The sequence below is a fragment of the Pseudomonas sp. GNP014 genome (genome assembly GCF_054344005.1).
Genome location: NZ_JBTGUS010000001.1, coordinates 955,359 through 976,422, shown reverse-complemented (window position 1 = coordinate 976,422; position 21,064 = coordinate 955,359). Strand labels below are relative to the sequence as shown.

The window sequence follows — 21,064 nt, the reverse complement described above, 5'->3', positions numbered from 1 at the left end:
ACTCTCGCCCGGCATTGACGGATCATCCCGTTCGAGGACTGCAACTGCGCATTCGTCGGGACTGGGCACCAGCAAAAGCTCCCCCGCATTTTTGGCAGCAGAGAAAGCTGGTTTCTCTGAAGTAGTGACGACGGGCTAGCCTGTCGGATTCTGAACCCAAGGCCGTAAAGCCCGGAGCTAAAGAATCGCTGCGACTACTCCTCGAAAAATACTTAAAAGGCGTCCATAGGACGCCTTTTTTTATTTCTGATTTGATGGTGCTCGTGGTATCTGCCCGACTAACGTGCCATGTGCGCGTTTTTGCGGGTACCAAGTCACCACGAAGTAACCAAATCCTGTGGCGCGCTCGTGTCGCGGTTCAAGAATCAGTGTTCCCATAGATGTCCTCAGTACCGCGACCCTGTTTCCACATCGCTGTTCTTTGAACTCACAATAGATTTGTGCTCCCGGGACGATCATTTTCGCAACAATCGCTGCTACCCCATCGGCAGTCTGGCAACCATGCTTGAGCAAATCGGCACTATGGGCTTCCCAAATGTGTACTACGCCAAAACCACTATTCGCTCGACGGTGGATACCTACCCGCAGATAAATCTTCCCGCCTGGCAAGCCGAATTTTGGCATATCGGGGATCGTGCCAAAGATGTAACCACCATCTGGATGCTGAACCAGGGTGTTTTCTTTGAGCTTGAGCAAATCAGACAAGAGGGATCCAGAACCAGAGTGTCTGGCGATCAATGTGTATCACCCTGGAACTCGACGAATAGGATCGACCAGCGCAGGCGAAAGCCACCAGCCTAATCACAGCGAAGAACTCACGGAATCAGGCGCAGACGCCGATTTTTGTAGGGCCCTGCCCTATTAGTTGTAGGACGCCGGCGAAACGGTTTCGATGGCTTGCTTCCCTGAACCGGATGCCCCAGTTTGGCCACTCAACGCAGCCTCTGGAGGCGAAAAATGAACCGCAATGGTATGCGCCCGATTCATTCGGGCGAGGTTCTGAATAAGGAATTCATGGAGCCGTTGGGCATGACCGTCATGGATCTGGCCATGCCCACGAAATGGCCCGAAAGTGAGATCGAAAAGCTTGTGAGTTGCCAGCTCAGGATCTGCGCCGATCTGGCAATCAGACTTGCCATTCATCTCAACACTACGCCTGAGTTCTGGATGAATCTTCAGTCGACTTACGATTTGCGCAGGGCTCAGCTCCGGCATGCGGTCTTATAGCGATTGCAGCATCCGCGAAGCTCTTTTCCACCAAGGCCCCGTTACTGGGCGCTTCGGCTCTTCCCGTTCCACCACCATCAGCGGCACATCCTGCAACCGTATCCACGGCTGATTATTCCAGTGCAACAAACTCAACGTCATGTCCGGCCAATTGAGCAGGCTCAGTTGTGGGCGTTCGCTTGTGGTGGGGTGTTGGGCGTCGCGCAGGGTGGGGATGACTTGGTGGGTGAGCCATTCGCGCAGCGCTCGGTATTCGGGGCAGTAGTGGTAGACGAGGAGGGCGTAGATGCCGGATTCGCTGATCAGCAGGGTGTTTTCGATCTGGTGGTGGATCAGGGTTTTGCGGGTTTGGTATTGGTCGGGGTCGAGTTTTCGCAGCATGCGTTCGTTGAGGTAGATGTGCAGCAGGCGGCTCAGGTCTCGGGCACAGAACCAGGGTTGGTTCTGGATGAGGAGGGCGTGGAGGGGGAGTTTGTGGCGGGTGAAGATGTGCGGGCTTAGATAAGTCTCTTCTTGAATCATTGAGCAGTTCCTCTTGCTTAACGGGCTGCCCTCAATCGTCGCCAAACGATTGGGTGGCAGTTGTACGCGGGTTGGCGAACCGGAGCAAAAGGAACCCGGCAGACCCGAAGGTCTCCCACGCACAACCGCCATGAAACGATGTGGCGGTAAATGTAGCCGCCATCATGGTTGTCGTGCGCCTTAAGCTATCCAGGTCGCCAAACCCGGTGCTGAACATTCAGCATCGGGTGAGCTTAGAAACCTGGGCTTTTCGGCGCAATCGGACGGCGGTGGTGCAAGTTGTAGGACGTTGCCGGGATGGTTGAAGGGCTGAAGATCAAAAGATCGCAGCCTTCGGCAGCTCCTACAGGGGGAGTGGATTATTCAGCCGGCGGTGTCAGCTTCGCTTCCATCTCAGCCACCTTCGCTTCAAGGCTTTCGAGGCGAGCGCGAGTGCGGGCCAGAACGACCATCTGACTATCAAACTCTTCACGGCTCACCAGATCGAGTTTGCTGAAGGCGCTCTGCAGCAGCATCTTGAACTGGCTTTCGATTTCGGCTTTCGGCAGCGGGGTGTCGCCGCTGAACAGGCGGGAGGCGGTGCCGCTCAGGGCGTCGAGGAAGTCTTTGGGCGCGAGCATGGGGAATGTCCTGAAAACAATGGCGGGCAGTGTATCACGCAGTGTCTATAGTCAATCCCGTGGTCAGGGATGCACGCTTTTCGCGCAAGGGGACGGACGGCGACGCACCGTTGTTGTGCGTATCCACAAGGCCTTTTGCACGGGATGGCTTGCGGCAGCGGCCAAGGGATTGAAATCAGAGGTTTTTGGCGAGATGGCAAGGTTTCTGCTTAGTCACCTTCGACCCATGCACTGATGCAGTCGCTGTGACGAATGCAGTGCGGCAGACGGAGCGGGGAGTTTCGTCAGCAGCGGTTAGCTGGCGTCAGTCGGGCAGGTAAGGCCGACGATGCGTTACAAAGCCAGGCACTGCGCTTAGACTTGAGTCGGGTTTGTTTTCCTGGGGCAAGTCCACCAATTCGGGAGAGAGTTTCATGAAGCTAGTCACTGCCATCATCAAGCCGTTCAAGTTGGACGACGTGCGCGAGTCGCTGTCCGAAATCGGCGTGCAGGGCATTACCGTTACTGAAGTCAAAGGCTTCGGCCGGCAGAAGGGTCACACCGAGCTGTATCGCGGCGCGGAATATGTGGTCGATTTTCTGCCCAAGGTGAAAATCGACGTGGCCATCGACGACAAGGATCTGGATCGGGTGATCGAGGCGATCACCAAGGCGGCCAACACCGGCAAGATCGGTGACGGCAAGATCTTCGTGGTCAATCTGGAACAGGCGATTCGCATCCGTACCGGCGAAACCGATACCGACGCGATCTAAGCGCCGCCACAAACCCCAACGCCCCAGGAGAAAACAATATGACTCTGCGTAAATTCGCAGGGCTAGGAGCCCTGTTGTCCATCGTAATGCCCAGCCTCGCTATGGCGGCAGACGAAGTGGCGGCCCCAGTCCTCAATTCTGGCGACACTGCCTGGATGCTCACCTCGACAGCCCTCGTGCTGTTCATGACCATCCCGGGCCTGGCGCTGTTCTACGGCGGCATGGTTCGCTCGAAAAACATTCTTTCCGTGATGATGCAGTGCTTCGCCATTACCGGTCTGATCAGCATCCTGTGGGTCATTTATGGCTACAGCATTGCGTTCGACACCACCGGCATGGAGCAGGGCGTCGTCAACTTCAACTCGTTCTTCGGCGGCATGGGCAAGGCGTTCCTCGCCGGTGTCACGCCTTCGAGCCTGACCGGCCCTGCGGCGTTGTTCCCTGAGGCGGTGTTCATCACCTTCCAGATGACCTTCGCGATCATCACCCCGGCGCTGATCGTCGGTGCGTTCGCTGAGCGGATGAAGTTCTCCGCGATGCTGATCTTCATGGCTATCTGGTTCACCCTGGTTTACGCGCCAATCGCGCACATGGTCTGGTCCGGCAACGGCGGCCTGATGTGGGACTGGGGTGTACTCGACTTCGCGGGCGGCACCGTGGTGCACATCAACGCCGGTGTCGCCGGTCTGATTGCCTGCCTGGTATTGGGCAAGCGTAAAGGCTTCCCGACCACCCCGATGGCCCCGCACAACCTCGGTTACACCCTGATGGGCGCGGCCATGCTGTGGGTTGGCTGGTTCGGCTTCAACGCCGGTTCCGCCGCAGCGGCCAACGGCACCGCCGGTATGGCGATGCTGGTCACCCAGATCGCTACCGCTGCCGCCGCACTGGGCTGGATGTTCGCTGAGTGGATCACCCACGGCAAGCCAAGTGCACTGGGCATCGCCTCGGGTGTGGTGGCCGGTCTGGTAGCAATTACTCCGGCTGCTGGCACCGTGGGCCCGATGGGCGCACTGGTGATCGGTCTGGCGGCAGGCGTGGTGTGCTTCTTCTGCGCCACTACCCTGAAACGCAAACTCGGTTATGACGATTCCCTGGACGCGTTCGGCGTACACGGTATCGGCGGTATCCTCGGCGCGATCCTCACCGGCGTATTCGCTGCACCGTCGCTGGGCGGCTTCGGCACCGTGACCGACATCGCCGCGCAAGTGTGGATTCAGTGCAAAGGCGTCGGCTTCACGGTGATCTACACCGCGATCGTCACCTTCATCATCCTCAAGGTCCTGGACGCTGTGATGGGTCTGCGTGTGACCGAGGAAGAAGAGTCGGTAGGCCTCGATCTGGCACAACACAACGAACGCGGCTACAACCTGTAAGTACGCGCAGCAAAAAACTTGCCCGGCTTGCCGGGCATTTTTTTGTCTGGAGTTTGTCGCAGAGAGAGCAGCTGAAAGGATTTTTCGTACGTCTTTGGTCGTGTTTACGGCGAGCGTTTTTCTGCGGCCAATCGCTTACAACATTGCGGGAATATTAGGGCCTTTGTTTTTTCCCAGAGCGCGCTAGAATGCGCCCCGAACGTGCGGAGAACTGTATGTGGCAACAGACTCTGATAACCCTGCGGGCACGGCCCCGGGGCTTTCATCTGGTAACGGACGAGTTACTCGCCGGACTGCCTGAACTCAGGCAGTGTCGGGTCGGTCTGTTGCATTTGTGGCTGCAGCATACCTCGGCGTCGTTGACCATCAACGAGAACGCCGATCCGGCGGTCCGTCGCGACTTCGAACGATTTTTCAATCGTCTGATCCCACAAGGAGCAGACGGCTATGAGCATAACGACGAAGGCCTGGACGACCTCCCGGCGCACTTCAAGGCCAGCGTGCTTGGCTGCCAGATCAGTCTGCCGGTGTCGGCAGGTCGACTGGCTCTGGGCACCTGGCAAGGCGTTTATCTGGGCGAGCACCGTGATCATGGCGGTGCCCGTAAAGTCCTCGCCACCTTGCACGGTGAAGGGGCGTAAACCGTTGGTCATCAGCGGTTACCGATTTTTTTACGGCGACTTTCGACAGTTGCCAAAGCTGGTCTATAACTAATCTGCTTTTCGCAAGTCATGAGGTAGAACATGAGCGACGATGATCTGGAAAACGACGACCTCGAAGTAGGCGACGAAGACGAGGCCGAGGATGGTCTGGAAGCAGCAGCGGACGACGTTGCTGAAGACGATGGCGGTGACGATACGCCGGTCCCGGCTGCCAAAGGCAAAGCCAAGGCTGCGGTGTCGGTAGACGAATTGCCGAGCATCGAAGCCAAGAACAAGGAGCGCGACGCCCTGGCCAAGGCCATGGAAGAGTTCCTTGCGCGCGGCGGCAAGGTGCAGGAAGTCGAGGCCAACGTGGTCGCCGATCCGCCCAAGAAGCCGGACAACAAGTACGGTAGCCGCCCTATCTGAGGCGTGCCGCTTGCTTGCTGAAAAAGCCCGCCGTCGCTGCGGGCTTTTTCATGTCTGGAATAAACAGGGACGCCCTATAAGAGAGGCCTGTGTGGCGAGGGGATTTATCCCCGATCGGCTGCCAAGCAGTCGTAAAGTCAGCTTGCGCGGAGTGTCAGGAAAGCACGATGCGCTGCATTTGGGGCTGCTTTGCAGCCCATCGGGGATAAATCCCCTCGCCGCATGGTTTCCACAGGGATTTTTGTCAGGCCTTGGCATTCCAGCGTGCGAGAACGGCTGGTAGGTCAGTCAGGCTGCGGATTTCCGCATCCGGCAGGCGCTCGGCTTCCCAGACCTTGCCCGCCGGGTTGTACCAGATCGCGCGCATGCCCGCTTGCTGCGCCCCGGCGATGTCATCGCCCGGATGATCGCCAATGTGCACCGCCACGTCAGCGCTCACGCCGCCGCGCTGCAAGGCCTCGTGGAACAGCCGCGCATCCGGTTTGGCGATGCCGATGTCTTCGGCGCACAACGCAAACTTGAAGTAGTCCGCCAGCCCCAGGCGACGCACATCGGCATTGCCATTGGTGACCACGCCAAGCGCGTAGTGGTTGGCGAGGATTTCCAGGGTCGGTTCGACTTCGGGAAACACCGTGATCTGGTGCCGCGCATGCAGGAACACTTCAAAGCTCTTGTCCGCCAGCTCGGAAGCTTCGCCATGGGCGTAACCCGCGTCCTCCAGCGCATGGAACAACACCCGCCGACGCAATGCGCTGATGCGGTGTTTGAGTCCCGGCTCATGAGCCAGCACCCGCTCGCGAATCGCCCACAGATGCTCCACCGGCACCGTGCCCAGATTCGGTGCGTGTTCGCTCAGCCACTCGCGCAATACCGCTTCGGCGCTGACGATCACCGGGGCGGTGTCCCACAGAGTGTCGTCGAGGTCGAAGGTGATCAACTGGATGTTCATGAATCGTCGCCTTTGCTGCGTTTGGCCCGTGGGTGGGCGCTGTCGTAGACCGCCGCCAGGTGCTGGAAGTCCAGGTGGGTGTAGATCTGCGTGGTCTTGATGTCCGAGTGGCCGAGCAGTTCCTGCACCGCGCGCAGGTCCTGCGAGGATTCCAGCAAGTGGCTGGCGAAGGAGTGCCGCAGCATGTGCGGGTGCAGGTTCTGCCCCAGTTCGCGCTCGCCGGCCAGTTTGACCCGCACCTGAATCGCCCGCGGGCCGAGGCGCCGGCCTTGCTGGCTGACGAATACGGCGTCGTCGGCCGGGTTGGTCATGGCCCGCAACGGTAGCCATTGTTCCAGCGCTTCGCGGGCCTTTTTGCCGATCGGCAGGACGCGGGTCTTGCTGCCCTTGCCGAGCACCTGAACCATGCCGTCAGCGAGGTCGAGTTGATCGAGGTCGAGCCCGGTCAGTTCGGACAGGCGCAGGCCGGAGGAATAGAACAGCTCAAGAATGGCTTGATCGCGGCGGGCGAGAAAATCATCCTCGACCGCACCTTCCAGTAGCTGCAACGCACGGTCGGTATCGAGGGTTTTCGGCAGCCGCCGTTCGCCTTTTGGTGGCGCCAGACCTGTCGCCGGGTCGTGGTCGCAGAGGCCTTCGCGATTGAGATAGTGATAGAGCCCGCGCACTGCCGAGAGCAAGCGGGCGAGGCTGCGTGAGGACTGGCCCTGGGCATGCAGGCGGGCGATCAGGCTGCGCAGGCGCTGGATATCCAGTGCGGCCCAACTGCCGACGTTCTGCTTGATGCACCAGCCGAGGACTTTATCGAGGTCGCGGCGGTAGGCCGACAGGGTGTGCGGTGACACCTGTCGCTCACTGCGCAGGTGTTCGCAGTAAGCGTCCAGTTGTCGTTCCATGTTCAGCGTACCGAGCGCAGGGAGCTATTGACCCGTGGCAGCACGCGGCCCATGACTTCGGCGATGTAGCTGAGGAACAGCGTGCCGACCGAACTCTTGTAGTGCTGCGGATCGCGGCTGGCGATCGCCAGAATACCGTGGATACCTTGATGGCTGATGGCAACGACGGCGGTGGAGCCGATTTGCTTGCGCTGCTCCTCGCCGAACAGGAAGTCCAGTTCATGTTCACGCAAGGTGCCGCTGACGCTTTTGCCTTCGGTGAGCAGGCCACCGATCGCGGTTTGCGCGTCGGCGTGGGTGACCCAGCGGCCGACCGGTGCCGGGTTGTCACCCAGCAGGATCAGGCTGACAAAAGGCACCTGGAAGTCCTGGCGCAGGCTGTCTTCAACGCTGATCACCACGTCTTCGAGGCTGGCCGCATCCATCAGGGACAGGATCAGGCGGCGGGTCTTGTCGAACAGGCGATCGTTGTCGCGGGCCACGTCCATCAACTGCGAGAGGCGATGACGCATCTCGATGTTGCGGTCGCGCAGAATGGTCATCTGCCGTTCGACCAGCGATACGGTGTCACCGCGTCGGTGGGGAATGCGCATTGCCGGCAGCAGTTCTTCGTGCTCGACAAAGAAGTCCGGATGAGCCTCCAGGTACGCGGCAACCGCTGCCGCCTCCAGGCTCTCGGACGCTGATTCGTCGGACTGTCGGGCGGGTACCTGAGGCTTATCGGTCATGGCTTCTGCTCACTCAAAGACGCACTTGTCCTTCGTATACACGCACTGCCGGACCGGTCATCAGCACCGGTTGGCCAGGGCCTGCCCATTCAATGGACAGACGCCCGCCGGGCAGGTCGATCAACAGCGGCGAATCCATCCACCCCTGACTGATTGCCGCGACAGCCGCAGCGCAAGCGCCAGTACCACAGGCCTGGGTTTCCCCGGCGCCGCGTTCCCAGACGCGCAGTTGCGCACGGTTGCGGTCGATGACCTGGAGGAAACCGACATTGACCCGCGCCGGGAAGCGCGGATGGTGTTCGATTTTCGGTCCCAGCTCATGCACCGGTGCACTGTTGATGTCCTGCACACGCAGCACGGCATGGGGGTTGCCCATCGACACGGCGGCCAGTTCGACCGTGGTGCCGTCGACTTCCAGCTGATAGCTGGTCGCCTGCGCTGGCGCTTCGAACGGAATGTCCGCCGGCACCAGGCGCGGCGCGCCCATGTTGACGCCGATCTGGCCGTCGTTACGCACGTCCAGTTCGATGATGCCACCCTTGGTCTCGACGCGGATCTGCCGTTTCGCTGTCAGACGCTTGTCCAGCACGAAGCGCGCGAAGCAGCGTGCACCGTTGCCGCACTGTTCCACTTCCGAGCCATCGGAGTTGAAGATCCGGTAACGGAAATCCACGTCCGGGTTGCTCGGCGCTTCAACAATCAGCAACTGGTCGAAACCGATACCGGTGTGCCGGTCGCCCCATTGCTTGGCGTGCTTGGGCTGAATATGCGCGTGCTGGCTGACCAGGTCGAGAACCATGAAATCATTGCCCAGGCCATGCATTTTGGTAAAACGCAGCAGCATGGGTTACTCCGGCAGCAGGCTTTCGCCGGCAAACAGCTCGGCCACAGTTTCGCGGCGGCGCACTTCAAAAACCTGATCACCGTCTACCAGCACCTCGGCAGCACGGCCGCGGGTGTTGTAGTTGGAACTCATCACGAAACCGTAGGCACCGGCGGAATGCACGGTCAGCAGGTCGCCTTCTTCCAGTGCCAGTTCACGGTCCTTGGCGAGGAAATCACCGGTTTCGCAGATCGGGCCGACAATGTCGTACTTGCGCGCGGCGGTATCACGCGGCTTGACCGCGGTGACGTCCATCCATGCCTGGTACAGCGCCGGGCGGATCAGGTCGTTCATCGCCGCGTCGACGATGGCGAAATCCTTGTGTTCGGTGTGCTTGAGGTACTCGACCTGGGTCAGCAGTACGCCGGCGTTGGCGACGATGAAGCGGCCCGGCTCGAACACCAGTCCCAGATCACGGCCGCTCAGACGCTCGCGCACAGCCTTGATGTAGTCGCCGGCCAATGGCGGCTCTTCATCGCGATAACGCACGCCCAAACCGCCACCGAGATCAATGTGGCGCAGGTGGATGCCGCAATCGCCGAGACGATCGACCAGATCCAGCAGGCGGTCGAGGGCATCGAGGAACGGTGGCAGGGTGGTCAGTTGCGAACCGATGTGGCAATCGACGCCGATCACTTCCAGGTTCGGCAGGTGCGCAGCGCGCACGTACACGTCTTCGGCGTCGGCAATGGCGATGCCGAACTTGTTCTCTTTGAGACCGGTGGAAATGTACGGGTGGGTGCCGGCATCGACGTCCGGGTTCACACGCAACGAAACCGGGGCGCGAACGCCGAGCTCGGCGGCGACCACTTGCAAGCGTTCCAGCTCGTCAGTGGATTCGACGTTGAAGCAGTGCACGCCGACTTCCAGCGCACGGCGCATGTCGTCACGGGTCTTGCCGACACCGGAGAAGACGATCTTGTCAGGGCTTCCACCTGCGGCGAGCACGCGTTCCAGTTCACCACGAGAGACGATGTCGAAACCGGCGCCGAGACGGGCCAGGACATTCAGAACGCCGAGGTTGGAGTTGGCTTTGACGGCAAAGCAAACCAGGTGCGGCATGCCGGCCAGCGCATCGGCGAAGGCCAGATACTGGGCTTCAATGTGTGCTCGCGAATAAACGTAGGTGGGCGTGCCGAAACGGTCGGCGATGGCGGACAGAGCCACACCTTCCGCGAACAGCTCCCCGCCACGGTAATTAAAAGCGTCCATGGCGATCCCTTAGTAAACGTCGTGCTTGTGTGCTTTGGAAACCGGTTGCTTTTGCGAAGACTGGGCTTGTTCGGCCGGGTCCTGATCGTCATCCGGCAGGTACAGCGGGCCTTTTTGACCACAGGCCGAAACGAGGCAGGCAACCGCGACGAGCGCAGCAAGGGAAGAGATCAGGCGCTTCATGGCGAAATCCTTGAAAATGCGTTAATTGCGCCGGAGTATACCGGCCACCCGGCAGCTTGCCTATGCGAGGGACTTCCCGTCCGGCGGGGCTCTCTGGATACCGGTTGGATACAGGTAATTCCTGTGGGAGCGAGCTTGCTCGCGAAGAGGCCGGTACATTCGATATGTTTGCTGGCTGACACACCGCTTTCGCGAGCAAGCTCGCTCCCACAGGGGCCAGTGCTGGATGGGAAACGGTGCTTGGTCGTTATCCTTTGCAATCGGCCGGCAGCGTCCGTATCTTTCGGCGCTTGAGCCTGATCAGACATTTTTTGAGGTTGCCACAATGAGTTTGTCCGAAGCCCGTTTCCACGATCTGGTCGATGCTACCCAGCAGACGCTGGAAGATATCTTTGATGACAGCGACCTGGATATCGACCTGGAAAGCTCGGCAGGTGTCTTGACCGTCAAGTTCGAAAACGGCTCGCAACTGATCTTCAGTCGTCAGGAACCCCTGCGTCAGTTGTGGCTGGCGGCGGTGTCCGGTGGTTTCCACTTCGACTACGACGAAGAGAGCGAGCGCTGGATGTGCGACAAGAGCGAAGAGCAGTTGGGCGAGATGCTCGAGCGCATCGTCAAGCAGCAGGCTGGCGCTGAATTCGACTTCGAAGGTCTGTGATTCCGTGACTGACACTGCTCCTGTTCGTCCGCCCAAACCGCTCTACAGCAACATCAGCCCGGCAGTGCCTTCGCCGTGCAGCGGTGTGTGCCGGCTTGATGAACAGAAGGTTTGTCTCGGCTGCTTCCGCCATGTCGAGGATATTCGCGAATGGCGCTCGGCGGATGATCAGCGCCGGCGGGTCATCTGCCAGCAGGCTGCCGCACGAAAATCCCTGAGTTGATTCGCTACAGGGGTTCTTGCCAGATCAAAATCGGGTGACTTGTATATTTTTTGAGCTGTGATAGTGTCCGGACACGCCTCAACCCATCGAGGCCTGGTGAAAACCCCGTCTTTTTTGGCGGGGTTTTGCTTTTTTTGTGTGCAGAAGAAAGGAGTCTGCCCGGATCATGACCGCACCTTCCATCACCCTTACCCGTCTGGACGTGCAACGTCTGGAGCGCCTGATCGACAGCCTGGATGACACGCTGCCGGGCGTGATCGCGCTGCAAACCGAACTGGACCGCGCCGATACCGTGGTCGGCCACGAAGAAGTGCCCGCCGATGTCGTGACGATGAATTCCCGCGTGCATTGCCGCGAAGAAGGCAGTGGCAAGGACTATCACCTGACGCTGGTCTATCCCAAGGATGCCAACGCCGACGAAGGCAAGATCTCGATTCTGGCACCGGTCGGCAGCGCGCTGCTGGGCCTGAAGGTCGGTCAGCACATCGACTGGCCGGCTCCCGGCGGCAAGACCCTGAAACTGACCTTGCTGGAAGTCGAATCGCAGCCGGCCAACGGCGGTGATTTCCGCGAATGACCCCGCCTCAGACCTGTTCGAGCGCCTCGTTCAGGGCGCGCTCCAGGTCGGCCTTGTAGCGCAGATACAAATTGCTTGAACTCTGAGCATCACCGAGCAGGCCCGACAGGTCCAGGTCGGTGATGTAGCAGCGATAGCGTTCGCTCTCGCGGCGCTGCTCGACGATCTCCCGGGCGACCACGCTGAACAGCTGGTCGCCATGTTCCAGCTCGCTGAATTCCCGTTGATTGCAATACAAAGTGACCTGCACTTCCCCCGGTGCGGCTTTGCCGACAATCGCCTGCACGTCGTAGAACGGCTTGTTGACCGGCGTTTGCGGTGCTGGTCGTGGTTCGACGCGGCGGGCTTTTCCCGGGCCTGACGGCAATAACTGGTAATACAAAGTGTCGAGGCTGGCCGAAGGCGCGGCGTCCATCGGCAGCAAGGCTTCGCGCCGGTACTGGATCGACTGCAGGAAGCGCTGTAATGGCACCAGCAGGCTCTGTTCGTCGTGATACGGCAGATGCTGTTGCCACAGGGCGTTGAATTCATCCAGCACGTACAGCTCGGCCTGCTGTTCGCTGATCCGGTAGAACACCTGAATGCAATCCGGCTGGCCCATTGGCAGGATCAGGGCGAGGTCGTGATCCTCCAACGCCATCGGGTCCAGGTGCAGCGGGCTGTAGCGCGGTTGTTCTTCGCCGAGGTACTCCAGCAACGCCGGCAGGGTGGCGAGGGCGACGTGGTTGACCTGGCCCGGGACCAATTCGAGTACGTGATAGTGCTGTTGCACCTGAATCAGGTAGCGATGATTCAACTCACTGAGCAGCAGGTTTTGCGCGGTATCGACGATCTCTTCAACGCGACGGGCGATGAATTGTGCGCGGTTGTGGCAGAAGCAGCGCACTTTCAACGACGGCTGCAGCGGCCCGCGCGGCAGGTTGTTGAGGTAGTCGCGCAGGCAGTCGAGCAGGGCGTGCGGGCCGTCGAAGCGGTTGACCAGCACTTCGTTCCAGCTGTTGAGCGTGACCTGATCCAGGGTCAGCACGAGGTTTTCCCGGACCCCGGCGTAGCTCAGCGAGTCGGTGCGCTCGGTGGTCATCAGAATATTCAGGTCGCGGTGATGCTTGAGCGGATCGACGCCGACGTTGACCAGAATCAGCACTTCGCTCGGCACGGCCGCGCGCAGCAACGGTGCTTCAGCCACCGTGGGCAAGGGCAGGGCGATGCACTGTTGCAGGCTGCCGAGCAGGTTGAACAGCTCGAACTCGCTCAGGTCGCTGCTGCCGGGATGCAGGGCCAGCCGGGTGCTGCTGTCGATCACGCCGTTGCGGTGGCACCAGGTCAGCAGTTCGAGCAATTCGCGGCTGCGCTTGATCGGCGCGAAGTGCTCCCATTCCAGTGCGGTGAGGCTGCCGTTGTACAGGCCCCATTGGGCTTGCCCCGGTTCTTTCTTGTTGCGTGACTGCACCAGGGTCAGGGTGTCTTCGGCCAGATCCGGAGCGATCCCGGGGTTGATGAACTCGACTTTGTCGGCCTTGCGCTCGAACGCGGCGTAGAGGCGGCGGCCGAGGACGTTGAGATCGCGTTTGTTGATCAGGCTGACGGTTTGCTCGGTGCGGGCAAACTGGGTCAGGAAGCGATAGCTGTAATTCAGTTCGTTGACCAGGGCACGGCGTTCGGCGCTGACCTGGCGCACTTTCCACTGGCTGCGGCTGTCGAGCAGCGCCAGTTGACGCTGATCCCAATGCCATTCGCTGGCCAGCCGTTCAAGCAGGGCGCGTTGCCAGCCCTGGCTGCGGCTGTTGCCGGTGAGCTTGCGGTTGACCTTGAGGTACAGCGCGCGGCGCACCAGTTCCAGACGCTCCGGTTCGTTGCGCGCGGTGAGGTATTCCTCGATACGCCGGTACACGACCATGTACGGGTCCAGCTCATCCAGATCCAGCTGGTTGGCGAACACCGCTTTTTTGAAGCGCAGGCTCAGGCACTGCACATGGGGGTGTTCGCTGGCATAAACCTCGGTCAGCAACAGTTTGAGCACCGACTTGTACGGTGACTCGATGCCCTTGAACAGCTGCCACAGCCCGGCGCCGATGAACTCGCCCGGCGGAATCGTCGCCAGGTGACCGAGGTCGAGGGTTTCGTCGGCACGGATAAAACGCTTGGACAACAACGTGTCGGTGTAAAGGTCGTAGGCGCTTTCCTCGTAGACCGGCACCAGCCACCAGATCGGTGTGCGCCCGGCCAGCCAGATCGCGGTGCGATAAAACTCGTCCAGCAGCAGGTAATGCTGAGTGCTGCCGCAGTTCTCGGAACTCAGTTGGGTGTCGCGTTCGCCTTTGACGAAGCGCACCGGGTCAATCAGGAAGAAATGCGCTTCGGCGCCCTGGCTCGCGGCCCAGGTTTCCAGGAGCTGACATTTTTTGCTCAGCTCGGCCAATTCGCTTTCGCTCAGGTCCGGCGCGTGGCAGACCCACACGTCCATGTCGCTCTGATCGGCCTGGGCCAGCGTGCCCAGGCTGCCCATCAGGAACAGCCCGTGAATCGGCCGTGGCGGGTTGCTGCCGTGGCGCGGCTTGTAGGAGAACGAGCGGGTCAGGCGCTGGGCTTCGGCGAGGGTAGTAGCGTCCGGTTCGTAGTTGGACAGGCCCGCCGGCGTACTGCCGGATACATAGCCGGGCAGCAGCGGATGATTGACGTGGAAGAACAGCGGCAGCAGCGTCAGTACGCCTTGCTGGCGCGTCGACAGACCCTCCAGTGCGCGACCCAGGCGACCTGCATTGAGTTTGAGAAAGCGCGCACGCAATTGGCTGAGCACCTTGCGGTCGATGCCTTCGTCCAGATCGGGGCGGATTTCATGGGTGCGCGTCATGTCAGCTCAAACCGGCTCGCAGGCTCGGACGAAGAGGGTCTCGGAATGGGAGGCAGTTTAGCCTCTGCGCAGCGGGACTTTTAAGCTGAATTTGTTTTTTTGACGTCAGATTTTTAGCGTGGGGTTATCAAGCGAGCCCGCGGAAATCCCGTGGCAGGAGTTCCCGTGGGCAAAGACGGGAAAATCAGGCGGTTTCCTGCTCTCTCAAAATGGTCAGTACGGTCTGCACATTTTGCGCGGCATCACGACCCAGGCTGGTCAGGTAGCCGCCATCGGGCTGGTCGGTGAGTTCTTTTTCAAAGAGGCGTTGTGCAGCAGCGATGTGTTTCGGGGCAGCGGTCTGATGAATTTTCAAACCTTCCTGGGAACTGTCCAGGTTGAAGAGTGCGAGGACTTCCAGTTCGGCAACCAGCTCAGGGGTAAGCGACATAAGGACTCCAGACTTTCTAGTAATTGGACGACAGCGCCCCTAAGGTGAACCCGCTTTTGCGGCATGTCCAGTGCTCAGATCAGGGATTTTGTCTTGAGGCGGATTCCAGTGTAGTCGGGGCCCGGAAGTTGGCTGGCTGGATACGTTACAAACATTGTAGGCCTTCGCCTGCTCGCGATAGAGGAGTGCCTGTCAGCATATTCTTCACTGACATGACAGAACGCTATCGTGAGCAGGCTCAGTCCTGCACGATCGGGGGCTTACTGCTTTTCGGGCGGCAGCTCTGGCAATGCGCGCAGCGCCGCTTCGTACCATTCGGTATTGAAGGCGCGGTCTTCATCGAGCATCGCGTCAATCTCGTAGGCCAGCACGTGCGCCATCAGGTTGAGGATCTCATCGCGCTCGACACCCACCAGTGTCAGCTTGTTGAAGGTCGCTTTGGCCGCTGGCGGGTTGTCGTTTTCAATCTGATTTTCGATCGCTTCAATCAAAGTGTTCTCGGCGAACTCTTCTTCGTCGTCAATCTCGATGTCTGTCGGCTCGCTCATGGCAGGCTCCTCAAGGAAAGGCGCCAGTTTACCTGCATTCAGCGAGGTGATGCTGCTGGCAGGATCGCGTCCGGCGATCTATAAACAGGGACTGCCCACCCCGCACGGCCCGGAGGCTATGTGATGCTCAAGCTCTACGGATTCTCTGTCAGCAATTATTACAACATGGTCAAACTGGCGCTGCTGGAAAAAGGCCTGCCGTTTGAAGAGGTCACGTTCTACCCGACGCCAACGCCGCAATCGCTGGCCATCAGCCCGCGCGGCAAAGTCCCGGTGCTGGGCGTTGATGCCGGTTACATCAATGAAACCGGCATCATCCTCGAATACCTGGAGCAGACCCAGAAGGGCACACCGCTGTTGCCAAGTGACCCGTTTGCGCGAGCGCAGGTGTTGGCGATTGCCAAGGAGATCGAGCTCTATATCGAGTTGCCGGGTCGCGCCTGTTACGGCGAAGCGTTCTTTGGCTCGCCGGTGCCGGAGGCGATCAAGGAGAAAACCAAAGCCGAATTGCTGCTGGGTTTTGCGGCGCTGGGGCGTCACGGCAAGTTCGCCCCGTATGTGGCGGGCGACAGTCTGAGCATCGCGGATCTGTATTTCCTCTACAGCGTGCCGCTGGCGTGCGCGGTCGGGCAGAAGCTGTTCGGGATCGATTTGCTGGCCGAGATGCCGAAAGCCAAGGTGCTGCTGGAGCGGCTTGAGCAGAGTCCGCATGTGCAGAAGATTGCGGCGGACAAAGAGGCTGCGATGCCGGCGTTTTTGGCGATGATCGCGGCGAAAAAGTAGATTTTTTAGCGTTCTGGAGTCAGTCATCGCGGGCAGGCCCGCTCCCACAGGATTTCGCGCTGAAACACCCTTGTGTGTTCGACGCAGAACGTGTGGGAGCGGGCTTGCCCGCGATGCTTTTAGCGGCTGGCGATCAACGCCTGACCGCGTACCACGGCAGCCTTGACCTGCGCCGGCGCGGTCCCGCCGATGTGGTCACGGGCATTCACCGAGCCTTCCAGGGTCAGTACGGCGAACACGTCCTGCTCGATCTGGTCGCTGAACTGACGCAGTTCTTCCAGGCTCATCTCGGCCAGATCCTTGCCAGTGTCGACGCCGTACTTCACCGCGTGACCGACGATTTCGTGGCAATCACGGAACGGCAGGCCACGGCGCACCAGGTAGTCCGCCAGGTCGGTCGCGGTGGAGAATCCGCGCAGCGCCGCTTCACGCATGATCGCGTGTTTCGGTTTGATTGCCGGGATCATGTCGGCGAAGGCACGCAGCGAGTCGCGCAGGGTATCGGCGGCGTCGAACAGCGGTTCCTTGTCTTCCTGGTTGTCCTTGTTGTAGGCCAGTGGCTGGCCTTTCATCAGGGTCAGCAGGCCCATCAGTGCGCCAAACACGCGACCGGTCTTGCCACGTACCAGCTCCGGCACGTCAGGGTTTTTCTTTTGCGGCATGATCGAGCTGCCGGTGCAGAAACGGTCCGGCAGATCAATGAACTGGAACTGCGCGCTGGTCCACAGCACCAGCTCTTCGGAGAAGCGCGACAGGTGCATCATCGCGATGCTCGCGGCCGAGCAGAATTCGATGGCGAAATCTCGATCGGACACGTTGTCCAGCGAGTTGCCGCCTACGGCATCGAAGCCCAGCAGTTGCGCGGTGTATTCGCGGTCGATCGGGTAGGTGGTGCCGGCCAGTGCAGCGCTGCCCAGGGGCATGCGGTTAGTGCGCTTGCGGCAGTCGACCAGGCGCTCGTAGTCGCGGCTGAGCATTTCGAACCACGCCAGCATGTGGTGGCCGAAGGTCACCGGCTGCGCGGTCTGCAGGTGGGTGAAGCCCGGCATGATGCTCGCGGCTTCGCGCTCGGCTTGCTCCAGCAGGCCTTTTTGCAGGCGGGTGATTTCGGCGAGGATCAGGTCGATCTCGTCACGCAGCCACAGGCGGATGTCGGTCGCGACCTGGTCGTTGCGGCTGCGGCCGGTGTGCAGTTTTTTGCCGGTGATGCCGATGCGGTCGGTCAGGCGGGCTTCGATGTTCATGTGCACGTCTTCGAGGTCGACGCGCCAGTCGAACTGGCCGGCCTCGATTTCGCCCTGAATGGTCTTCAGGCCATCAATGATGCTGTCGCGCTCGGCATCAGTCAGCACGCCGACCTTGGCCAGCATGGTGGCGTGGGCGATCGAGCCCATGATGTCGTGGCGATACAGGCGCTGGTCGAAAGTGACGGAGGCGGTGAAGCGGGCGACGAAGGCGTCGACGGGTTCACTGAAGCGGCCGCCCCAGGACTGATTGGTCTTGTCAGTGCTCATGAATTCGCTCGTATCGGCTTGAAGAAAAGTGGCGTGAAACGCTGGCGCGGATAATAACAGGGTTGCCAATCCTGTCGCTGACACTGGTCGATACGTTTTTTTCTCATTGCGTCAGCCATAGTGGCCGCTGGTGCCGGGGGATTTGCGCAAGGATATTTTTCGATTGAGCAATATCGGCCCGGCGAGCGTCTACAGTTGGACATAAGGGTCGGTGAGCGCGGATTGTGCAAAGGTCCGGTCGCCGACTATAAGAAGTGGGGGTGGGTTATGTCCTTGGACAAAACCCGTGAGAAACGCGGGAAACAGCGGGCTTCGAGCAGTACGACCCGGACACTGGCAAATATTGCTGGCCGACGTACGGCACTTTTTGGCGCTCAGGCTAGTCTTAGCGTGGATCGCGGTGACGGACGTCACTCCACCTGTCTACGCTATCCTTGTGCGAGACTCACGCAGGAATCCAGCGCAATATGAATGTCCTGATCGTTGATGACGAACCACTGGCTCGCGAGCGCCTCAGCCGAATGGTGAGTGAGCTCGAGGGTTACACAGTCCTGGAGCCCAGCGCCACGAATGGCGAGGAGGCGTTGGCGCTGATCGACAGCCACAAGCCGGATATCGTGCTGCTCGATATCCGCATGCCTGGCCTGGATGGCCTGCAGGTCGCTGCCCGTCTGTGCGAACGAGAAACGCCGCCCGCCGTGGTGTTTTGCACCAGCCCCGATGAATTTGCCGTGGAAGCCCTGCAGGCCAGCGCCGTGGGCTATGTGGTGAAACCCGTGCGAACCGAACATCTGCATGACGCCCTGAAACGGGCTGAACGTCCCAACCGGGCCCAGCTCTCGGCCCTGACCCGTCCCGCTGCCGAAAGCGGCAACGGCCCGCGCAGTCACATCAGCGCCCGTACTCGCAAAGGGATTGAACTGATCCCGCTCGATCAGGTGGTCTACTTCATTGCCGACCACAAATACGTGACCCTGCGTCACGAGGCCGGCGAAGTGTTGCTGGACGAACCACTCAAGGCGCTCGAAGACGAATTCGGTGAGCGCTTCGTGCGTATCCACCGCAACGCACTGGTCGCCCGCGACCGCATCGAACGGCTGCAACGTACGCCGCTGGGGCATTTCCAGCTGTACCTCAAAGGCCTCAACGGTGATGCGCTGATCGTCAGCCGTCGGCACGTGGCCGGTGTGCGCAAGATGATGCAGGGCCTGTAACCCGATCGTTTCGGCGGGTTTCTGCTTTTCTTCACCGGGCATCGCAGGCCAGGGAGGCCACGTCGTTTCTGATTCAGGTCAAAGTGGATTTGGCTGAGCTGTTATTATCCGCCGTATCTATTCAGTACGGATTGATCCATGTCCTCTCGCGAAATCCGCATCGCCACCCGTAAAAGTGCGCTGGCCCTCTGGCAGGCCGAATACGTCAAAGCCCGTCTGGAGGCGGCCCATCCGGGCCTGCTGGTGACGCTGGTGCCCATGGTCAGTCGCGGCGACAAGCTGCTCGACTCGCCACTGTCGAAAATCGGCGGCAAAGGCCTGTTCGTCAAGGAACTGGAAACCGCGTTGCTGGAAAACGAAGCCGACATCGCCGTGCACTCGATGAAAGACGTGCCGATGGACTTCCCCGAAGGTCTGGGCCTGTTCTGCATCTGCGAACGTGAAGACCCGCGCGATGCCTTCGTATCCAATACCTTTCAAAGCCTCGATGCGCTGCCTGCCGGCGCCATCGTCGGCACCTCCAGCCTGCGTCGTCAGGCCCAGTTGCTGACGCGCCGCCCGGATCTCGAGATCCGCTTCCTGCGCGGTAACGTCAACACGCGCCTGGCCAAGCTCGATGCCGGTGAGTACGACGCGATCATCCTCGCGGCGGCCGGCCTGATCCGCCTCGGTTTCGAAGACCGCATCACCTCTGCCATTAGCGTCGACGACAGCCTGCCGGCCGGTGGCCAGGGCGCCGTCGGCATCGAATGCCGCAGCGCCGACACTGAAATTCATGCCCTGTTGGCACCGCTGCATCACGCCGATACGGCTGCGCGGGTCAGCGCTGAACGCGCCCTCAATAAACATCTGAATGGCGGCTGCCAGGTGCCGATCGCCTGCTACGCCGTGCTCGAGGGTGAGCAGTTGTGGCTGCGAGGTCTGGTCGGCGAGCCGAGCGGTGGCAAGCTGCTCAGCGCCGAAGCGCGGGCGCCGCGTGCCGATGCCGAGGCGCTGGGGGTGAAGGTCGCTGAGGATTTGCTCGGCCAGGGTGCCGACGACATCCTCAAAGCGGTGTATGGCGAGGCAGGTCACGAGTGACCGGTTGGCGGCTGCTGCTGACGCGCCCCGCCGAAGATTGCGCGGCGCTCGCCGAGACGTTAGCAGGGCAGGGGGTTTTCAGCAGTTGCCTGCCGCTTCTGGACATCGTGCCGCTGCCGGTCTCTGACAAAATCCGTCAGGCGATTGCGCAGCTGTCGGGCTGCAGCGCGGTGATCGTGGTCAGCAAACCGGCAGCGCGCATTGCGGTCGACCTGCTCGATGCCGGTGGCCCGCCCATGTTGGCGATGCCGTGGTTCAGCGTTGGCGCGGCGACCGCGCAGATTCTGCGCGACCGTGGCCTGGACGTGCACTGCCCGGACACTGGTGATGACAGCGAAGCGTTGCTGCAGTTGTCGCGTCTGCGCGAGGCGGTCAGCCAGTCCGGTGCGCGAGTGCTGATCCTGCGCGGCGAGGGCGGCCGCGAGTTGCTCGCCGAGCGTTTGCGCACGCTTGGTGCTAGTGTCGAGTATCTGGAATTGTATCGTCGTGAGCTGCCAGCCTATGCCGCGCAAGAATTGCCGCGGCGGATTGAAGCGGAACGCTTGAACGGGCTGGTGGTCAGCAGTGGACAGGGTTTCGAGCACCTGCGCCAGATGGCCGGCGATGCCTGGCCGGCGATAGCGCAGTTGCCGTTGTTTGTTCCAAGCCCAAGAGTCGCCGAGCAGGCACGTGCCGCCGGGGCCCAAACAGTTGTGGATTGCCGTGGCGCGAGTGCCGCGGCTTTGCTGACGGCGTTACGGGAGCATCCCGTGCCCGTTCTCTAATGCA

Annotated in this window: 25 protein-coding genes and 1 pseudogene; 13 read left to right on the top strand and 13 right to left on the bottom strand. The window is 60.6% G+C overall.

The window, feature by feature from the left end; translation table 11 throughout:
• Nucleotides 1-240: 240 nt before the first annotated feature.
• Nucleotides 241-705, bottom strand: coding sequence for a hypothetical protein (locus ACXX9E_RS04590; protein WP_267795958.1), 465 nt, complete (start codon nt 703-705; stop codon nt 241-243).
• 252 nt (nt 706-957) lie between these two features.
• Between ACXX9E_RS04590 and ACXX9E_RS04585 the strand changes: the two genes are divergently transcribed.
• Nucleotides 958-1,227 (top strand): HigA family addiction module antitoxin, encoded by a 270-nt coding sequence (locus tag ACXX9E_RS04585; RefSeq protein WP_458555081.1) that lies wholly within the window; start codon nt 958-960, stop codon nt 1,225-1,227.
• On the opposite strand, the gene ACXX9E_RS04580 is transcribed toward ACXX9E_RS04585, so the two are convergent.
• Together ACXX9E_RS04580 and ACXX9E_RS04575 are read right to left on the bottom strand one after the other, a co-directional pair.
• On the bottom strand, nt 1,222-1,749 hold the full coding sequence (locus ACXX9E_RS04580; protein ID WP_458555080.1) for a BRO-N domain-containing protein: 528 nt from the start codon (nt 1,747-1,749) through the stop codon (nt 1,222-1,224). The two genes, ACXX9E_RS04585 and ACXX9E_RS04580, sit on opposite strands and share 6 nt — an antisense overlap.
• A gap of 359 nt (nt 1,750-2,108) precedes the next feature.
• Nucleotides 2,109-2,369 carry an accessory factor UbiK family protein gene (locus ACXX9E_RS04575; protein ID WP_007920416.1) on the bottom strand — a complete coding sequence of 87 codons (261 nt, stop codon included), beginning with the start codon at nt 2,367-2,369 and terminating at the stop codon, nt 2,109-2,111.
• Nucleotides 2,370-2,782: 413 nt separating this feature from the next.
• On the opposite strand from ACXX9E_RS04575, the gene glnK reads away from it, so the two are divergent.
• The 4 genes from glnK to sutA all read left to right on the top strand — a co-directional run bounded on the left by glnK (nt 2,783) and on the right by sutA (nt 5,567).
• Entirely contained in the window at nt 2,783-3,121 is a 339-nt protein-coding gene (gene glnK / locus ACXX9E_RS04570) for a P-II family nitrogen regulator (protein WP_002555808.1), read from the top strand.
• Between the two features lie 38 nt (nt 3,122-3,159).
• Complete coding sequence (locus tag ACXX9E_RS04565; protein WP_123469803.1) at nt 3,160-4,497, top strand: ammonium transporter; 1,338 nt, start codon at nt 3,160-3,162, stop codon at nt 4,495-4,497.
• Nucleotides 4,498-4,712: 215 nt separating this feature from the next.
• Entirely contained in the window at nt 4,713-5,138 is a 426-nt protein-coding gene (locus ACXX9E_RS04560; protein WP_123469801.1) for a secondary thiamine-phosphate synthase enzyme YjbQ, read from the top strand.
• A gap of 102 nt (nt 5,139-5,240) precedes the next feature.
• Nucleotides 5,241-5,567: a dormancy-specific transcriptional regulator SutA gene (gene sutA, locus ACXX9E_RS04555; RefSeq protein WP_336347545.1), complete on the top strand. Its 327-nt coding sequence runs from the start codon at nt 5,241-5,243 to the stop codon at nt 5,565-5,567.
• 244 nt (nt 5,568-5,811) lie between these two features.
• Here the strand turns inward: sutA and ACXX9E_RS04550 are convergent, their stop codons facing one another.
• Genes ACXX9E_RS04550 through lptM form a run of 6 tightly spaced genes read right to left on the bottom strand, consistent with a single transcriptional unit; the run spans nt 5,812 to nt 10,418 of the window.
• Nucleotides 5,812-6,516, bottom strand: a complete 705-nt coding sequence (locus tag ACXX9E_RS04550) for an HAD family hydrolase (RefSeq protein WP_458555079.1) — start codon at nt 6,514-6,516, stop codon at nt 5,812-5,814.
• Nucleotides 6,513-7,412, bottom strand: a complete 900-nt coding sequence (gene xerC / locus ACXX9E_RS04545) for a tyrosine recombinase XerC (RefSeq protein WP_458555078.1) — start codon at nt 7,410-7,412, stop codon at nt 6,513-6,515. The genes ACXX9E_RS04550 and xerC overlap by 4 nt, the downstream gene beginning before the upstream one ends.
• Nucleotides 7,413-7,414: 2 nt before the next feature.
• Nucleotides 7,415-8,140 carry a DUF484 family protein gene (locus ACXX9E_RS04540; RefSeq protein ID WP_123469796.1) on the bottom strand — a complete coding sequence of 242 codons (726 nt, stop codon included), beginning with the start codon at nt 8,138-8,140 and terminating at the stop codon, nt 7,415-7,417.
• Nucleotides 8,141-8,153: 13 nt separating this feature from the next.
• Nucleotides 8,154-8,984 (bottom strand): diaminopimelate epimerase, encoded by an 831-nt coding sequence (gene dapF / locus ACXX9E_RS04535; RefSeq protein ID WP_007911094.1) that lies wholly within the window; start codon nt 8,982-8,984, stop codon nt 8,154-8,156.
• Between the two features lie 3 nt (nt 8,985-8,987).
• Nucleotides 8,988-10,235, bottom strand: coding sequence for a diaminopimelate decarboxylase (lysA, locus tag ACXX9E_RS04530; protein WP_123469793.1), 1,248 nt, complete (start codon nt 10,233-10,235; stop codon nt 8,988-8,990).
• 9 nt (nt 10,236-10,244) lie between these two features.
• Nucleotides 10,245-10,418, bottom strand: a complete 174-nt coding sequence (gene lptM, locus ACXX9E_RS04525) for an LPS translocon maturation chaperone LptM (RefSeq protein WP_123469791.1) — start codon at nt 10,416-10,418, stop codon at nt 10,245-10,247.
• Nucleotides 10,419-10,743: 325 nt separating this feature from the next.
• Between lptM and cyaY the strand changes: the two genes are divergently transcribed.
• The 3 genes from cyaY to rnk all read left to right on the top strand — a co-directional run bounded on the left by cyaY (nt 10,744) and on the right by rnk (nt 11,876).
• On the top strand, nt 10,744-11,076 hold the full coding sequence (cyaY, locus tag ACXX9E_RS04520) for an iron donor protein CyaY (protein ID WP_123454569.1): 333 nt from the start codon (nt 10,744-10,746) through the stop codon (nt 11,074-11,076).
• A gap of 4 nt (nt 11,077-11,080) precedes the next feature.
• Nucleotides 11,081-11,299 carry a DUF1289 domain-containing protein gene (locus tag ACXX9E_RS04515; RefSeq protein ID WP_123469790.1) on the top strand — a complete coding sequence of 73 codons (219 nt, stop codon included), beginning with the start codon at nt 11,081-11,083 and terminating at the stop codon, nt 11,297-11,299.
• A 166-nt stretch (nt 11,300-11,465) separates the two neighbouring features.
• Nucleotides 11,466-11,876, top strand: a complete 411-nt coding sequence (gene rnk / locus ACXX9E_RS04510; RefSeq protein WP_123469788.1) for a nucleoside diphosphate kinase regulator — start codon at nt 11,466-11,468, stop codon at nt 11,874-11,876.
• Between the two features lie 7 nt (nt 11,877-11,883).
• Here the strand turns inward: rnk and ACXX9E_RS04505 are convergent, their stop codons facing one another.
• The 3 genes from ACXX9E_RS04505 to ACXX9E_RS04495 all read right to left on the bottom strand — a co-directional run bounded on the left by ACXX9E_RS04505 (nt 11,884) and on the right by ACXX9E_RS04495 (nt 15,705).
• Nucleotides 11,884-14,727 (bottom strand): class I adenylate cyclase, encoded by a 2,844-nt coding sequence (locus ACXX9E_RS04505; protein WP_128615482.1) that lies wholly within the window; start codon nt 14,725-14,727, stop codon nt 11,884-11,886.
• 184 nt (nt 14,728-14,911) lie between these two features.
• Nucleotides 14,912-15,157, bottom strand: coding sequence for a TIGR02647 family protein (locus ACXX9E_RS04500; RefSeq protein ID WP_039757399.1), 246 nt, complete (start codon nt 15,155-15,157; stop codon nt 14,912-14,914).
• 260 nt (nt 15,158-15,417) lie between these two features.
• Nucleotides 15,418-15,705: a hypothetical protein gene (locus ACXX9E_RS04495; RefSeq protein WP_267796414.1), complete on the bottom strand. Its 288-nt coding sequence runs from the start codon at nt 15,703-15,705 to the stop codon at nt 15,418-15,420.
• A gap of 123 nt (nt 15,706-15,828) precedes the next feature.
• Between ACXX9E_RS04495 and ACXX9E_RS04490 the strand changes: the two genes are divergently transcribed.
• Entirely contained in the window at nt 15,829-16,488 is a 660-nt protein-coding gene (locus ACXX9E_RS04490; RefSeq protein WP_123469782.1) for a glutathione S-transferase family protein, read from the top strand.
• A 119-nt stretch (nt 16,489-16,607) separates the two neighbouring features.
• Here the strand turns inward: ACXX9E_RS04490 and argH are convergent, their stop codons facing one another.
• Nucleotides 16,608-18,002 carry an argininosuccinate lyase gene (gene argH, locus ACXX9E_RS04485; protein ID WP_027610449.1) on the bottom strand — a complete coding sequence of 465 codons (1,395 nt, stop codon included), beginning with the start codon at nt 18,000-18,002 and terminating at the stop codon, nt 16,608-16,610.
• Nucleotides 18,003-18,332: 330 nt separating this feature from the next.
• Here argH and ACXX9E_RS04480 point away from each other — a divergent pair.
• The 4 genes and pseudogenes from ACXX9E_RS04480 to ACXX9E_RS04465 form a co-directional block, all read left to right on the top strand.
• Nucleotides 18,333-18,473 (top strand): annotated as a pseudogene (locus ACXX9E_RS04480) (sensor histidine kinase); the annotation flags it as partial.
• Nucleotides 18,470-19,216 carry a LytR/AlgR family response regulator transcription factor gene (locus ACXX9E_RS04475; RefSeq protein WP_123469778.1) on the top strand — a complete coding sequence of 249 codons (747 nt, stop codon included), beginning with the start codon at nt 18,470-18,472 and terminating at the stop codon, nt 19,214-19,216. The pseudogene ACXX9E_RS04480 and the gene ACXX9E_RS04475, both read left to right, overlap by 4 nt.
• 138 nt (nt 19,217-19,354) lie before the next feature.
• Complete coding sequence (gene hemC, locus ACXX9E_RS04470) at nt 19,355-20,296, top strand: hydroxymethylbilane synthase (protein ID WP_186744033.1); 942 nt, start codon at nt 19,355-19,357, stop codon at nt 20,294-20,296.
• Complete coding sequence (locus ACXX9E_RS04465; protein ID WP_458555077.1) at nt 20,293-21,060, top strand: uroporphyrinogen-III synthase; 768 nt, start codon at nt 20,293-20,295, stop codon at nt 21,058-21,060. Before hemC ends, ACXX9E_RS04465 begins: the two co-directional genes overlap by 4 nt.
• Nucleotides 21,061-21,064: the final 4 nt, after the last annotated feature.

Excerpts from the sequence above, each read along its gene's own strand:
- ACXX9E_RS04585 (WP_458555081.1), top strand. The coding sequence starts at position 958 with ATGAACCGCAATGGTATGCGCCCGATTCATTCGGGCGAGGTTCTGAAT.
- ACXX9E_RS04580 (WP_458555080.1), bottom strand. The coding sequence starts at position 1,749 with ATGATTCAAGAAGAGACTTATCTAAGCCCGCACATCTTCACCCGCCAC.
- ACXX9E_RS04575 (WP_007920416.1), bottom strand. The coding sequence starts at position 2,369 with ATGCTCGCGCCCAAAGACTTCCTCGACGCCCTGAGCGGCACCGCCTCC.
- glnK (WP_002555808.1), top strand. The coding sequence starts at position 2,783 with ATGAAGCTAGTCACTGCCATCATCAAGCCGTTCAAGTTGGACGACGTG.
- ACXX9E_RS04565 (WP_123469803.1), top strand. The coding sequence starts at position 3,160 with ATGACTCTGCGTAAATTCGCAGGGCTAGGAGCCCTGTTGTCCATCGTA.
- ACXX9E_RS04560 (WP_123469801.1), top strand. The coding sequence starts at position 4,713 with ATGTGGCAACAGACTCTGATAACCCTGCGGGCACGGCCCCGGGGCTTT.
- sutA (WP_336347545.1), top strand. The coding sequence starts at position 5,241 with ATGAGCGACGATGATCTGGAAAACGACGACCTCGAAGTAGGCGACGAA.
- ACXX9E_RS04550 (WP_458555079.1), bottom strand. The coding sequence starts at position 6,516 with ATGAACATCCAGTTGATCACCTTCGACCTCGACGACACTCTGTGGGAC.
- xerC (WP_458555078.1), bottom strand. The coding sequence starts at position 7,412 with ATGGAACGACAACTGGACGCTTACTGCGAACACCTGCGCAGTGAGCGA.
- ACXX9E_RS04540 (WP_123469796.1), bottom strand. The coding sequence starts at position 8,140 with ATGACCGATAAGCCTCAGGTACCCGCCCGACAGTCCGACGAATCAGCG.
- dapF (WP_007911094.1), bottom strand. The coding sequence starts at position 8,984 with ATGCTGCTGCGTTTTACCAAAATGCATGGCCTGGGCAATGATTTCATG.
- lysA (WP_123469793.1), bottom strand. The coding sequence starts at position 10,235 with ATGGACGCTTTTAATTACCGTGGCGGGGAGCTGTTCGCGGAAGGTGTG.
- lptM (WP_123469791.1), bottom strand. The coding sequence starts at position 10,418 with ATGAAGCGCCTGATCTCTTCCCTTGCTGCGCTCGTCGCGGTTGCCTGC.
- cyaY (WP_123454569.1), top strand. The coding sequence starts at position 10,744 with ATGAGTTTGTCCGAAGCCCGTTTCCACGATCTGGTCGATGCTACCCAG.
- rnk (WP_123469788.1), top strand. The coding sequence starts at position 11,466 with ATGACCGCACCTTCCATCACCCTTACCCGTCTGGACGTGCAACGTCTG.
- ACXX9E_RS04505 (WP_128615482.1), bottom strand. The coding sequence starts at position 14,727 with ATGACGCGCACCCATGAAATCCGCCCCGATCTGGACGAAGGCATCGAC.
- ACXX9E_RS04500 (WP_039757399.1), bottom strand. The coding sequence starts at position 15,157 with ATGTCGCTTACCCCTGAGCTGGTTGCCGAACTGGAAGTCCTCGCACTC.
- ACXX9E_RS04495 (WP_267796414.1), bottom strand. The coding sequence starts at position 15,705 with ATGAGCGAGCCGACAGACATCGAGATTGACGACGAAGAAGAGTTCGCC.
- ACXX9E_RS04490 (WP_123469782.1), top strand. The coding sequence starts at position 15,829 with ATGCTCAAGCTCTACGGATTCTCTGTCAGCAATTATTACAACATGGTC.
- argH (WP_027610449.1), bottom strand. The coding sequence starts at position 18,002 with ATGAGCACTGACAAGACCAATCAGTCCTGGGGCGGCCGCTTCAGTGAA.
- ACXX9E_RS04475 (WP_123469778.1), top strand. The coding sequence starts at position 18,470 with ATGAATGTCCTGATCGTTGATGACGAACCACTGGCTCGCGAGCGCCTC.
- hemC (WP_186744033.1), top strand. The coding sequence starts at position 19,355 with ATGTCCTCTCGCGAAATCCGCATCGCCACCCGTAAAAGTGCGCTGGCC.